Origin of the sequence: cf. Phormidesmis sp. LEGE 11477 (assembly GCF_015207105.1) — a bacterium.
Classification (GTDB): domain Bacteria; phylum Cyanobacteriota; class Cyanobacteriia; order Phormidesmidales; family Phormidesmidaceae; genus Phormidesmis.
The window spans coordinates 1-12,998 of the sequence record NZ_JADEXO010000041.1 but is presented as its reverse complement, the minus strand read 5'-3'; the positions used below and the strand labels follow the sequence as shown (position 1 = coordinate 12,998).

Genomic DNA, 12,998 nt, shown 5'->3' with positions numbered 1-12,998 from the left:
TATTCGCCTACACGGGTCAGCCCGCTAGATACTCACGCATGTCGCCCTGGCGCTTACGCAGCTTCGTCAGCGCCTCTCTTTCAATTTGACGAACCCGCTCACGACTAATATCTAACATCGCGCCAATCTTAGCGAGTGTCATATTTTTACCGTCTTCTAAACCAAAACGAAGGGCGATTACTCTCTGCTGCTGCGGCGTTAGATCAGCCATGATCCGCTTTAGATCGCTCTTGAGCGAAGAGGTAACCGCGTAGTCATCTGGCGTTTGGCCATCGTCTTCTAGCAGATCGCCAAGCTGGGTGTCCTGATTGTCACCCACCTTTAAATCTAAAGACAGCGGCTGGCGAGATTTATCTAGATACTCGCGTACCTGCTTGACGGTAAAACCAGTTTCATCAGCAATTTCAACAGCAGTAGGCGTGCGACCATGCTGCTGAGCGAACTGGCGCTGGGCCTTTTTAATTTTGTTCAGCTTTTCAGTAATGTGAATGGGCAGGCGAATAGTGCGGCTTTTTTCTGCGATCGCACGGGTGATCGCCTGACGAATCCACCAGTAGGCATAGGTACTAAACCGATATCCCTTGGAAGGATCAAACTTTTCTACACCGCGCTGCATACCGATTGTGCCCTCTTGGATCAAATCCAGCAGATCCACATTGCGCTTGATGTATTTTTTAGCGACAGAGACAACCAAACGCAGGTTCGCTTCTACCATTCTGTGCTTGGCTCGCTCACCTTCTGCCACGATAGCTATCAGCTCATCTTCAGAGATCTTGGCCGCTGCGGCCCATTCACCATCAGTAGGTTCACGATCAAGGGTTTCAGCTAGCTCACTCTGAACTACTGTAAGCGCCATCAACTTTTGAACCTGCTTGCCTAGCACGATCTCTTCTTCGTGAGTCAGCAGCGGCACACGACCAATCTCTTTGAGGTACGAACGAACGGGATCCCTAGACGAATTAGCTTTCATTGTAAAAATCGTGCGGCAGTAAATAGAGCAGCAATACTAGGACACAAAAAGGGGAAAAGGAACGCACCCATGGCTTTAGCCATTTCGCTTCAGACATTCTTAACTAGCCAAAACCCCTGCCATCAGTAGATGGAAGATCTAGCTAGACAGCCAGAAAATGTACATGAAGCCCTTAGTCGTCTCGTTGTTTTACTAATAGTAACAAAATGTAACGTAAATGAGAAAACATTACTCTCTCTCTATTGAGGTATGTTTTTGGTTTTCTACACCTATGGCCTTGAGCGCTTGGAGAGTGAGAACTTCACCTCACCCTCAAAACTCTGTATATAGTGGTAGAAGCCCGCGTCGTCGTACGGCGCTAGCGGTGAGACCCCACGTCGCTTAGCGGCGCTAGGAAATGCTCACCAAGACAGGGAATGCCTACTAAGACAGGGGGCTGAATAACTCGCGTGCTACGTAAATCTACGTAACGTAATAATTATTAGGCAGCGCTAAACAAGTACATTCTTCGGATACTCAATTCGCTTGTGATTATGCTGCTGCCAAACCTGAATGAAAACGCTCGCAATAATATCCATGTCGCCTCGGCTCAGACCACTGTCTACAAGCTGACGACTGCGCCACCGAGCCCGTAGGATCCGGTTGACTAGACTATAGGCTTCATCCATAGAGGCTTCTGGCTTGAGCGATCGCAGCGCTGCTTCACAAGAATCTGCCAGCATCGTAATTCCAGTTTCAGGGCTTTGGGGAATAGGCCCGTCGTAACTAAAGTCCGCTTCGTTGACGACTAGCGACGGCTCTTTTTCCTGACGCTGCTTAGCCTGCTGATAGAAATAGCTGATTTTCATATCGCCCTGATGCTCAGGGATAAATGCCTGCACCGCCTGGGGCAGCCGATACTTCCTAGCCATCACTAGCCCTTGGGTCACATGCTTTCTGATGATGCCAGCGCTAATCCACGGATCGTCGATCTCGTCGTGCTTGTTAGGTCCTCCCAGCTGGTTCTCAATGAAGCTCTGGGGGTCGTGCATTTTGCCGATGTCATGATAGAGCGTTCCAGCCCTCACTAACTCCACATTGCGACCCAATGCGCGAGCCCCCGATTCTGCCAGATTAGCCACGAACATTGTGTGCTGGAACGTACCAGGGGCTTCAGCGGCTAAGCGCTTTAATAAGGGCCGATTAGGATTGGCCAGCTCTGCTAGACGAATCGGCGTGACTACATCGAAAAAGTGCTCTAAATAAGGACTAACCCCTAATGCCAGCACGCTCCAAGCAATGCCATATACCCCATGCAAAGCAGAGCCAATAAAGATAGATTTCCACAGGGGCGCTGCTACCGTTAGGCGCATCAAAGTCAAAATAAAGTGAACGATAGCTTGGCTAAGGCCAACAAAACCACCTAGTAGCGCAAATTCTTCGCGCGATCGCAGCTGCGGTGCAATCCACGTCCCCAGCAGTGCTGCCGCAGCCCCCGCTACTAGTGGAATTACGCTGATCGCTGTGCCAATTGGCAGTATCAGCATTAGGAGTCCAATGACAGTCACACCGAGCGCATTGCCATAAAAGCTTCCCACCAATAGCCCTACCGCAGGCAGTCCGATTGTCGGCACTTTCAGCGCTGCCAGCACTGATACCCCTAAACACAGCAGCAGAACTAGCAAGTGATCTCGCTGATTTAGCTGGTTTACCTGCAGATGATCTACCCATAGATAAAAAGCGACTGCACAGGTAATCAGCACACTAAAGCCACACAGACCTACCCAGTTGAAATAGCGATTTGTCAGACCGAAATAGTCCAGCAGTACAAAATCAGAAGCATCAATCGGCTCGCTAGCACGAACAATCAAATCGCCCTGTTCTACAGAAAGCATCACCGGGTCAATTTGACCCACTGCCCGCTCTGCCTGTTGGCGAGTGCGCTCTTCATCGACCACCAAATTCGGGGCAACTGAAGTCGCTATAAACTCTGCGGTCATTGCTTTCACTTCTGGGTCAGGCTCATCTGAGACTCTCGACTCTATTGCCCTACGCAGCAAATCATCTGGGGTGCCGACGCTAATGCCTTGAAGCATCATCTCGTTAAGTAGCTGACGAGAGGTTGTCTCTAGCCTGCTCCACTGCTCCTCTGATAGCTCGAACAGCCGATAGTTGTAGAGCAGTCGCCCTTCTGTATTCGCTGCTGCTGCTAACGCTTCTATATCTTTTTGATATTGCTGCCTACGATTTTCTAGGCGAATCTGCAACTGTGCCAGCCTTGGTAAACTGTAAAGTTCGCGATAGGCAAGTAGCTCTTGCAAGGCAAACTTTTGTATGGCTGTCAGGGAACTTAGCTCAGCGTCGATCTCGTTTGGAGCTGCTTCAGTCGGTACTGCCGTTGAATCGGCAATAGCTTGTACCTGGGCGGCGAAAAGATCGGGCTTTTTAGCTAAACGCCAGACCACTTGCCATTGAGCTTCAGTCGCCTGAAACAAAAAGTCCTGCGTTGTTTGCGAAAGCGTTTCTAAGTTGAGAAAAGGTGGATTTCCGGCCTGAGCTCGCAGCTCACGTCCCTGCTGCAAAAGCGTATTGAGCGATCGCATTGCCATCGCTGTTTGTTCAGGATCTATTCTCAATACCTGAACTAGGCCGCTGCGAACTGCCTCGCGACGACTTTCGGTCGCTTTTCTATCCTCAACTACGGCGTTCGCAGGGGCATAAAAAGTTTGTGGTGCGATAGAACGAACATCTAAAGCGGGCTGCCGATAGAATCGCTGACCGAAACAGGTCGCCAAAAGCATAACCGCGAGTAGAGTCACCATCCAAGTCCGCCTAGAGCCGATGGGTGAGCGAATCAGCGTATGCCCTGTAGAACGGCGAGCACAAGGACGCCGGTTGTGGTGAGGACTTTGGGGAAGATAGGGTCGTGGCCTTGTGTGCTCACTGCCGTTAGCATGAGCAGCAGCTTGCCCATTGAGCCCCTTAGTATGAGCCTCAGCATTGGCGCAGACCGGGTCGAGAGAAGACTTTGCCATCGGCTGAGTGTCTCCTAGCAGCAAAAAATTTTGGGCACCGTTGATCAGAGGAGAACATCGACGAGCAACTTTTTTCTTTAAAGTTCGACTAGATGGCTTTAGTCGAACAATGATTCTCCTAAAAGAGGCAGGAACAACCTTCTTCCAAACCTGGCGAATCCGATTAGCAACATGGCGGAGAGCACGCATAATCCTCACCGGACAACCTACCTAATCCACCAATGTAGCAAAGCTACAAATGGCGACACGCAAAAAATTAAGAAAACGGTGCGAGCTCAGAAAATAGTTCATCTAGCTATTATAGTGCGTGACTTTCTGACGACACCTGCCCACTGGTCGAACAGGCCGTTGGCTAAGTTAATCACCTGGCATAGCTGCCAGTTCAGCCCCACATTATTTTTTCCCAGGTCATTTTCTTCTGTGTAATGTTGCTTGCTGTTAGGCAGTATCTGCCAAAGAACAGGCAAAGATTCCCTGCCGCCTGCGGCACCTGCAACTATGCCTGCCATCATACTAGACAAGACCGTTGCGGATTCTGATGAAGGTGTGACGATTGGTGGTGCAAAAACAGGTTGGGCAGAGCCGATAGTAGCGTTGTTAGTAGCCCAAGGTTTTTGAGCTCTGTACACGGCAGCACAATAATCGTTCGGGTAGGTTAGCGCGATCGCAATCCCCTCAATCACCGCATCCGTCACCGCATCCGTTACGGCGGCTGAGCCAGGCCGCATGCGATCGCCTAGCGACAGCCAGAGGTCTATGTAATCGCGACGCTGCAAAGGCGACAGCCCACAGTCCGAGGCTCGTACTTCCAGCGTGGCTATAGAAGGAAAGTGAGTCGGCCAGGCTGATCCGCTCAAAACCATTGATAAAACATCTCCTAACACCAGCATTTGCATCAGAGACCGCACGTTCTGGTCTAGGTCTTCTCTAGCTATCAGTTCGAGAACCGCTCCGCATCGCCTGATGTAGTCACTGTGATAGCGCAAAAGCACAGGCAAACTGTCGAGCACAGAGACTGAATCCAATACTGAGGTCTTGAGATATTGGAGCTTGAGATGCTGAGGACTGTGCAAAAATATGTCAATTTGAGTGAAGTGACGCGCGATCGCAATCGATAGAGCCATTTGGTCACCACGCTCTGCCAATAAGGCATCACCAGATTGTTTACCAGACTCCCAAGACTGCTCACCAAAGTCCCGCTTACTCAAGTCTTGCTCATAGTCTTGGAAGTGCAAGGCAACAGGCAGCAGCCAAAGCCCAATCAAGCCTCCTTGGAATCTATCGCGTACCAAACCATCGTTAGACAAACCATTATTAGATAAGACCAATCTTCTCAATCACCTTTGCACCGTCAATTGTATCTGTATATATTGATATGGCTTGATGGACATTACGCGCAAGGCTAAAGGAAACCCATAATGGTAAGTAAGCCCTTCTTTCAATATCTGAAAACTAAGACAACGCTGATATCGGCCTTGTTAACGAGTACTGCAATCAGCGCATTCGTAGCCGTTCCAGCCGGTGCGTCTATTCTCTACCCCACTAACAGATCATCTGCTCTAACCCCACAGACTCTAACCCCGCAGAGCCAGATCGCTCAAACTCCAACTATTGTTTACCCAACATTGCGTGATGGAAGCACAGGCGAAACCGTCAGCAGACTGCAAGCTACCTTAAAGCTACTAGGATTTTATCAAGGCGACGTTGATGGAATTTACAGCCAGCTAACCCAACAAGCTGTCAGTGCATTTCAGAGTGCTACCAACCTCACTGCCGATGGCATCACAGGACCAGCCACTTGGCGAAAACTACTTCCTACACCGAGCGATATAAGTGAGAGCACGACTGGTGGAACGGCCAGCACCACAGAAACCTCTAACCCAGAAGCACCTGTAGAATCTGCTCTTGAGCAAACTGCAACCAACCCAGCTGAATCTTCTCCGCCAATGCCAATCCTGCGACCTAGCGCTGAAGGCTCTGCTGTCTCGCAGTTGCAAAGAGAACTGCAAACGCTAGGTTACTATGACAGTACTATTGACGGTAAGTATGGAGAACTTACAGAAGCCGCTGTCCGAGAATTTCAGGCGGATCAGCAGCTAGTCGTCGATGCTATTGTGGGTCCCTCTACTTGGGCAGCCATCAGAAGAGAATTACAAAACTAGCACTGGCTGTTTTGTCTAGCAAAATCCTATTTTTTACCTAGATCTAGCCACAGAACCTAATCTAGCCACAGAGGAAGATCACCGCCTCCCATCATCGCGGCATCATAGCTATCGAAAGCGCTGTCGAAAGTGGAACTAGCATGGGTAATGAAGGTCATATAATCGCTCATCAGAAAGTAGATGCCTACAATAGCAGCCGCAGAAGAAGCGACCAAAAAGCCCGCCAGCATTAAAGAAAACTCTTGGTTTTCGACAGCTCTATCCATAAGACGGAGCGCCCAAAAAACCAGACCAGTCACAATAATAAGAATCAGTAAAATCATTGAGGAAGGTTAAGTCATAGATTGGGCTGTTGTTGAAGAGCTGCCCCCCTTCAATAGTTAGAAATTCAGAAAAAGCTAAAGCCCTTGTACCAGTCTTCAAAGCCTTTTTCAGCAACGCTTTCTAGTAGTAACGCTTTCTAGTAGCAGCTTTGAGCAGCATCAGAGCTTCGTAGAGATTTGGAGATCCCATGAAAACCGCTCTATGAAAACCGCTCTTCTCATCTTCTATCAGAGCCTTCACATAGCTTAACAGAATTACTCATAATTAGCTATGGTTGATGCACAAAATGTGCAGTATCGCAGTTCTTCGATAAAGTCTAGATTTTGCGGGCTTTAGCGAAGTAAATACCAAGCTACTCAGCTAACCAATTCTCATTTTCTATTTCTAAGTAAACGATACGTTCTGTTTCAGAAAAACCAGAAATCTATAAGGTTTTGTAAACATTTAGCGACGGACGATCAGATTGTGACGAGATAAATGATCTTTGATCTCATCGACGCTCAACTGGCCGTAGTGAAGCAGTGAAGCTAGCAAAGCAGCTTCAGCCTTACCCGTTGTTAAAGCTTGATAGATATGCTCACAGGTGCCTGCACCGCCCGAGGCAATCACTGGCACGTTGACTCTGCTAGCGATCGCCTCGGTTAGAGCCAGGTCATAGCCAGCTTTTGTGCCATCTGCGTCCATGCTAGTCACTAGCAGCTCCCCGGCCCCTCGGCTGACGACCTCACAGGCCCAAGTCACCGCATCTAGACCCGTATTTTCTCTACCGCCTCTAACAAATACGTCCCAGCCAGCCTGGGACGACTGCTCAGACCGTCGCCGCGCATCAATCGCGACAACGATACACTGACTGCCAAAGCGATCGCTGGCTCGATTAATTAGGTCCGGGTCTCGCACCGCCGCTGAATTGATGCTGACTTTGTCGGCCCCGGCTCGAAGCAGCTTCTTAATCGTGTCCAAAGAGCTGATGCCGCCGCCTACTGTCAGAGGAATAAATACCTGCTCAGCCGTGCGATACACCACGTCGTAAATCACATCTCTGTCTTCATGAGTAGCAGTGATGTCTAGAAAAACGAGTTCGTCAGCGCCTGCTTCGTTGTAGATTTTGGCTAGTTCGACCGGATCGCCTGCATCTTTTAAATCAACGAAGTTAATCCCTTTTACAACACGGCCCGCTTTGACATCGAGGCAAGGGAGAATTCTTTTGGCGAGCATAGGGCTTTTCTTTAATGGGTTGTTCTAGTTCTAGGCAGTTTCTAGTTGATGAAAACTCCCCAGATCGGCCCGAGTCGCTGATAGACTGATTACTGGCCTTGAGGTAGACAATAGTAAGGATACAGTCTTTGAACATGGATTTAGAAATCGGACAGCGGGTTCAAGTTCGTCGCCTGCGCGATCGCGTCGACAAAAAGCTCGCAGCTCGGCTTGGAGAGACAGCCGTCATTCAAGACTTCAAGGTGTTAGATGGCCAAAATATTGGAGCTTTAGTAAGCTTTGAGTCCGATGAGTTTACTACCTGGTTCTTTGAAGACGAACTACGTCCAGTAGCTGACTAATATGACGCTTATTCTCACATTTTTAGGTAAAGGGGGTACCGGACGCACGACAGTTGCGATCGCCGCTGCCCAGAAACTAACCGATGAAGGCAAGCGGGTTTTATTGATCTCGCAAGAGGCCGGACCTGCCCTTTCGCTGCTGACAGGCACTGAAGTTGGCACCGAGCCTATCGCTGTTAGCGTCGCCGAAAAGTCATTTCAAGCGGTACAGCTACAGACAACTCAGCTCGTCGATAAAAACTGGGAAAAGCTTAAGCAGTTTGAGGCGCGCTACCTGAGAGACCCTTTCTTTAAAGCGGTGTTTGGTCAAGAGCTAAGCGTGGTGCCAGGAATGGACGATTTTCTAGCGCTTAATGCGATTCGCGAATATACCGAAAGCAGTCGGTATGACGTGATTGTGCATGACGGGCCGGGCAATCAGGCCAGCTTGAGGATGTGGGGCGCGATTGGTGGCATTGACTGGTACTTCCGGCGGTTTAAGCAGGTCTTTCAAGATTCGCAGTTCTATCGGTCGATTTCTCCTTTTATCGGCCCTGTGACTGGCGCAGTCTTCAGCAGCGGCTTGTCAGGAGACGTTTGGAATCAGCCCGAGACGCAGAGCGTAGAAGGTATGGTTGCCAAAGGCAAAGCGATGGTCAAAGATCCAATGCAGCTGCGCGCCTATGTAGTCACCACTAGCGATAAGGTTGCGATCGCCACTGGAAAATACCTGTGGAGTGCCGCTCAGCAGATTGGCCTCACTGTTGCCGGGGCCATTGTCACCGCGCCCTATGGCGGACAGGTTGACTCTGCTGCCGCCTCTACTGCCTTCGACCCCATTCCAGTGAGCACACTGAACCATAGCGATCTTGGTAGTGAGCTTAGCGGTGGCACAGGGGGCGCATCAGGCGGCTGGCGATCTCTGGCGGGCGCACTGCCAGCTCTTGCAGAACCGGTTTCTGTGCCTAGCCCGATGAGTGTGGATGTAGCTAACAGCACAGTCAAACTGTTTTTGCCGGGCTTTGATAAAACTCAGGTAAAGCTAACGCAATATGGACCAGAAGTCACCGTAGAAGCAGGCGATCAGCGGCACAACGTATCTTTGCCGCCCACGCTAAAGGGCCGATCGGTGACAGGTGCTAAGTTCCAGTCAGGCTATTTGATCATTTCTTTTAGCTAGACGATTTTGCTCAGCGATAGTTTTACCCAGCGATAGTTTTACCCAGCGATAGTTTTACCCAGCACACTTAGGTATTGTTATGTGCCGTGCTACTTACGAGTGTTGTTTCAGTCAGTAGGGACTAGAGGAGCCTGAGATGTCCGACGATATGCAATCTTCTACAACGCCGCTACCCGATTCGCCATCTGGTGAGGGGGGAAAGGAAAACGTAGGCGAGATCAACAGTGCTAAGACTAGTAAGACTCGTCAGCTACTCGGCATGAAAGGTGCAGAAGCCGGCGAGACCTCTGTTTGGAAAATCCGACTTCAGCTGATGAAAGCGATCACCTGGATTCCATTGATCTGGGGCGTCGTGTGCGGTGCGGCTTCTTCTGGAAAGTTTACTTGGACGCTCGAAAACGTTTTGATCTCAGCCGCCTGTATGCTGATGTCTGGGCCGCTTTTGACCGGCTATACCCAAACTATTAACGACTACTATGATCGTGACCTAGATGCGATCAATGAACCCAATCGTCCGATTCCATCAGGCGCAATTTCGCTAAAGCAGGTTCAGGTACAAATTTGGGTGCTGCTGCTAGCAGGACTCGCAGTAGCCTATGGCCTAGACGTTTGGGCAGGTCATGACTTTCCTACCTTATTTGTACTAGCGCTGGGCGGGTCTTTTCTTTCCTATATCTATTCTGCGCCGCCACTAAAGCTGAAGCAGAATGGCTGGCTGGGTAACTACGCGCTAGGCGCTAGCTATATTGCGCTGCCCTGGTGGGCTGGCCATGCGCTATTTGGCGAGCTGAATCCTACAGTGATTGTGCTGACCTTGATCTACAGTATGGCGGGGCTAGGGATTGCTATTGTCAACGACTTTAAAGCGGTAGAGGGCGATCGCGAGCTCGGTCTAAAGTCTTTGCCAGTCATGTTCGGCGTCCAAACAGCCGCCTGGATTTGTGTGCTGATGATCGATGTTTTTCAAGGGGGAATGGCAGCCTACCTGATCGCTATTCACAAGAATCTGTATGCGGTGCTGCTGATTTTGCTGATTATTCCGCAAATCACCTTTCAAGATATGTATTTTCTCCGTGACCCACTAGAAAATGATGTGAAATATCAAGCTAGTGCTCAGCCATTCTTAGTTCTGGGGATGCTGGTGATGGCGATCGCGCTTGGGCACAGCGCTTTAGTAAGCTAAACCCTCGTAAGCCAAGCCTTGGCAAGTTAGACCCTGACAAGTTAGATCCTGATAAGCAACCTGAGCTATTGGCTCAGTCTATAATCTGATCCCAAAAGCTCGGTTGAAAAGATTCGGTCAAAAAAGCAACTTTGTCGCTCGTGGTAGCATTTAATAAATTTTGATAAGCAAATCAGCATCTTGATCTTGCAGCTCCTTCGCGCTCCAAATCGTGAGCAGGAGAAAACGCTTCAACAACAATTCAATTTTGTTACGGCGGTGATACCGTCTGGAGAGTTCGCTAACGTGGCTAACCTTTTCTCACAGCTCAAACAATGGTCTGCCCGGATCAAAGGCTCAGGCAGTCCACCACGTGGCCCCAGTCGTCTATCATCTCAGCGTCAAAAATCAGTTCGCATTCGAAGTGCTAGCGAGACCAATAGCGCCGCCTCGAACAGAAATGCACAGCGGCCAAAGCCTCTTCGTACTGGCAAACTGGCCACCGCGAAGCAAACAGCGGCTTTTGCAAACAATGACTTAGAGCGTGCTCGTTCGTTGCCGACGCCGCGACTCGCTCATAAGCGGGTGAGGTTTTGGCTAATGCTGCTAGTGGCCGCAGGCATTGCTGGCACCAGTGCCCGCCTATATCAAATCTGGCTAGACGTCCACGAAACCGTGCCAGATGTCAGTAAGGCACTGACCTTTGAGCGCAGCGGCACCATCACCCTCAAAGCAGGTGATGGTCAGATCTTACAAAAGGTAGGCCCTACCGCCCAAGAGAGTTTAGCCTTCGACGAGATCCCTAACGTTGTGGCTCAGGCCTTCATTGCTTCTGAAGATCGTCGGTTCTATGAACACGATGGTGTAGATTACCGCTCAATTGGGCGAGCTGCTCTGGCAAATCTTAGTAGTGGCAGCGTGGTAGAAGGTGCGAGTACGATTACCCAGCAGCTCGCTCGAATTACGTTTTTAGACCTGGATCAAAGCTTCCAGCGCAAGTTTAAAGAGGCTGTACTAGCCCGGCGGTTAGAAGCAGAGCTGGGCAAAGAGAAAGTATTAGAGCGCTATCTAAATTTGGTGTATCTAGGGGCAGGTGCCTACGGTGTGGCAGATGCCGCCTGGATCTATTTTGGTAAGACGGTCGATGAGCTAACTGTCGCTGAGGTTGCTTTGATTGCCGGGATGGCCCCTGCACCCAGCGTCTATTCACCAGTGGTTAACCCAGACGCGGCCAGACGACAGCGTAATCAGGTGATTGGGCGGATGGCAGACGCTGGCGTGATCACGCCAGCGCAGGAACAGGAAGCTCGTCAGGCCGAAATTGCGATAGAAGTCCAAGAGCCGAAGTACCTGTACAGCGAGTTCCCTTACTTCACTATCTACATCAAAAAGCAGCTAGCGGAGATCCTGACGCCAGAAGAGCTAGAAGCGGGTGGCCTGGTGGTTGAAACGTCTTTAAACCCCAAATGGCAGCAGGCCGCTGAGAAAACAGTCGAAGAAATTATTGAGGAATACGGCACTTGGCAAGGATTCGAGCAGGCGTCTTTGGTAGCAGTCGACCCGAGAACGGGCCAGATCAAGGCCATGGTTGGCGGCACTGATTTTGACGACAGCCAGTTCAACCGAGTGACCCAAGCGCAGCGACAACCAGGTTCTACCTTTAAAGCTTTTGTGTATGCGGGTGCGATCGCCACAGGAATGTCACCCTACAAATCTTACGCAGACGCTCGCTACATCGTCGATGGCTATGAACCCAAAAACTACGGCGGTGGCTACAGCGGCAACGTCGATCTGCGGCGTGCCCTCACTAGCTCTATCAATATCGTCGCCGTCAAGCTGCTAGTTGACGTTGGCTTTGATCCAGTTATTGCGCTAGCGCGTCGCATGGGCATCAAATCAGACTTACTGCCCGCCTACTCCCTGGCCTTAGGTGCGTCGGAAGTAAACCTGCTAGAGCTGACTAGTGCCTACGGTAGCTTTGCCGCAGAAGGCAAGCATATAGAGGCTCATGGTATCACCCGCATCACTAACAGCCAGGGCGACGTTGTCTATGAGTTTGACGAGCGACCTCAGCAGGCAATAGATGCAGACACCGCCGCGATTATGACCTGGATGTTAGAAGGCGTTGTCAATGGTGGTACGGGCGGCAACGCAGCTATTGCTGGCAGACAAGTAGCTGGAAAAACGGGCACCTCTGAGAAAAATAGAGACCTCTGGTTCATTGGCTATATGCCTCAGCTAGTGGCGGGTGTGTGGATGGGAAACGACGATAGCAGTCCTACGGGCGGCGCTAGTAGAACAGCCGCGCTTGCTTGGTATAGATTTGTCGATCAGTTTGTAGACGAGCTACCGGTCGAAGAATTTCCTGAACTGCCACGCCTAGGTGGTCGGGAGGGATCTATTCAGGCCAAACCGATCTCTCCAGGTCGTGTGGTTGCCGACAAACCTGGCGCACGCGAGCCTGATGAGACTGAGCGGCGGCGACGCTCTGAACCTGCGACCGCCACGCTCGATAGCGAAGATGACAGCAGTTCTGCAAACGAGTCAGAAGCGCTAGAGCCAGTCCCTACACCGGTTGCTCGTCCTTCAGAGCCAGCCCCGGCTCCAGCCCCAGCTCCCGTCTTTAGTAGTTCGCCCGATCCAGCCCCAGC

Annotated in this window: 10 protein-coding genes; 5 read left to right on the top strand and 5 right to left on the bottom strand. The window is 50.6% G+C overall.

Annotation, left to right across the window (positions count from 1 at the left end):
• Positions 1–16 precede the first annotated feature (16 nt).
• The 3 genes from IQ256_RS13550 to IQ256_RS13540 all read right to left on the bottom strand — a co-directional run bounded on the left by IQ256_RS13550 (position 17) and on the right by IQ256_RS13540 (position 5,312).
• Positions 17–970 (bottom strand): RNA polymerase sigma factor, RpoD/SigA family, encoded by a 954-nt coding sequence (locus IQ256_RS13550; RefSeq protein WP_193856076.1) that lies wholly within the window; start codon positions 968–970, stop codon positions 17–19.
• Between the two features lie 491 nt (positions 971–1,461).
• Positions 1,462–4,173 carry an HD family phosphohydrolase gene (locus IQ256_RS13545; RefSeq protein ID WP_193856075.1) on the bottom strand — a complete coding sequence of 904 codons (2,712 nt, stop codon included), beginning with the start codon at positions 4,171–4,173 and terminating at the stop codon, positions 1,462–1,464.
• 98 nt (positions 4,174–4,271) lie between these two features.
• The gene (locus IQ256_RS13540) at positions 4,272–5,312 is read right to left on the bottom strand and encodes a hypothetical protein (protein WP_193856074.1); all 1,041 of its coding nucleotides are present in this window, start codon (positions 5,310–5,312) and stop codon (positions 4,272–4,274) included.
• Positions 5,313–5,402: 90 nt separating this feature from the next.
• On the opposite strand from IQ256_RS13540, the gene IQ256_RS13535 reads away from it, so the two are divergent.
• Complete coding sequence (locus IQ256_RS13535; RefSeq protein ID WP_193856073.1) at positions 5,403–6,146, top strand: peptidoglycan-binding protein; 744 nt, start codon at positions 5,403–5,405, stop codon at positions 6,144–6,146.
• Positions 6,147–6,202: 56 nt separating this feature from the next.
• Here IQ256_RS13535 and IQ256_RS13530 read toward each other — a convergent pair whose 3' ends face one another.
• Positions 6,203–6,469, bottom strand: a complete 267-nt coding sequence (locus tag IQ256_RS13530; RefSeq protein WP_193856072.1) for a hypothetical protein — start codon at positions 6,467–6,469, stop codon at positions 6,203–6,205.
• 445 nt (positions 6,470–6,914) lie between these two features.
• Entirely contained in the window at positions 6,915–7,685 is a 771-nt protein-coding gene (gene hisF / locus IQ256_RS13525) for an imidazole glycerol phosphate synthase subunit HisF (protein ID WP_193856071.1), read from the bottom strand.
• Between the two features lie 134 nt (positions 7,686–7,819).
• On the opposite strand from hisF, the gene IQ256_RS13520 reads away from it, so the two are divergent.
• The 4 genes from IQ256_RS13520 to IQ256_RS13505 form a co-directional block, all read left to right on the top strand.
• Entirely contained in the window at positions 7,820–8,026 is a 207-nt protein-coding gene (locus IQ256_RS13520; RefSeq protein WP_193856070.1) for a DUF2862 domain-containing protein, read from the top strand.
• 1 nt (position 8,027) lies between these two features.
• Positions 8,028–9,185 carry an ArsA family ATPase gene (locus tag IQ256_RS13515; protein WP_193856069.1) on the top strand — a complete coding sequence of 386 codons (1,158 nt, stop codon included), beginning with the start codon at positions 8,028–8,030 and terminating at the stop codon, positions 9,183–9,185.
• Positions 9,186–9,321: 136 nt separating this feature from the next.
• Positions 9,322–10,368 (top strand): chlorophyll synthase ChlG, encoded by a 1,047-nt coding sequence (gene chlG / locus IQ256_RS13510; RefSeq protein ID WP_193856068.1) that lies wholly within the window; start codon positions 9,322–9,324, stop codon positions 10,366–10,368.
• Positions 10,369–10,653: 285 nt separating this feature from the next.
• Positions 10,654–12,998: PBP1A family penicillin-binding protein (locus tag IQ256_RS13505; RefSeq protein WP_193856067.1), on the top strand; the 2,345-nt coding region annotated here is incomplete at its 3' end.

What these genes read in the sequence shown, in the direction of transcription:
- IQ256_RS13545 (WP_193856075.1), bottom strand. Translation starts at nt 4,173, where the DNA reads ATGCGTGCTCTCCGCCATGTTGCTAATCGGATTCGCCAGGTTTGGAAG.
- IQ256_RS13550 (WP_193856076.1), bottom strand. Translation starts at nt 970, where the DNA reads ATGAAAGCTAATTCGTCTAGGGATCCCGTTCGTTCGTACCTCAAAGAG.
- IQ256_RS13515 (WP_193856069.1), top strand. Translation starts at nt 8,028, where the DNA reads ATGACGCTTATTCTCACATTTTTAGGTAAAGGGGGTACCGGACGCACG.
- IQ256_RS13530 (WP_193856072.1), bottom strand. Translation starts at nt 6,469, where the DNA reads ATGATTTTACTGATTCTTATTATTGTGACTGGTCTGGTTTTTTGGGCG.
- hisF (WP_193856071.1), bottom strand. Translation starts at nt 7,685, where the DNA reads ATGCTCGCCAAAAGAATTCTCCCTTGCCTCGATGTCAAAGCGGGCCGT.
- IQ256_RS13535 (WP_193856073.1), top strand. Translation starts at nt 5,403, where the DNA reads ATGGTAAGTAAGCCCTTCTTTCAATATCTGAAAACTAAGACAACGCTG.
- chlG (WP_193856068.1), top strand. Translation starts at nt 9,322, where the DNA reads ATGTCCGACGATATGCAATCTTCTACAACGCCGCTACCCGATTCGCCA.
- IQ256_RS13520 (WP_193856070.1), top strand. Translation starts at nt 7,820, where the DNA reads ATGGATTTAGAAATCGGACAGCGGGTTCAAGTTCGTCGCCTGCGCGAT.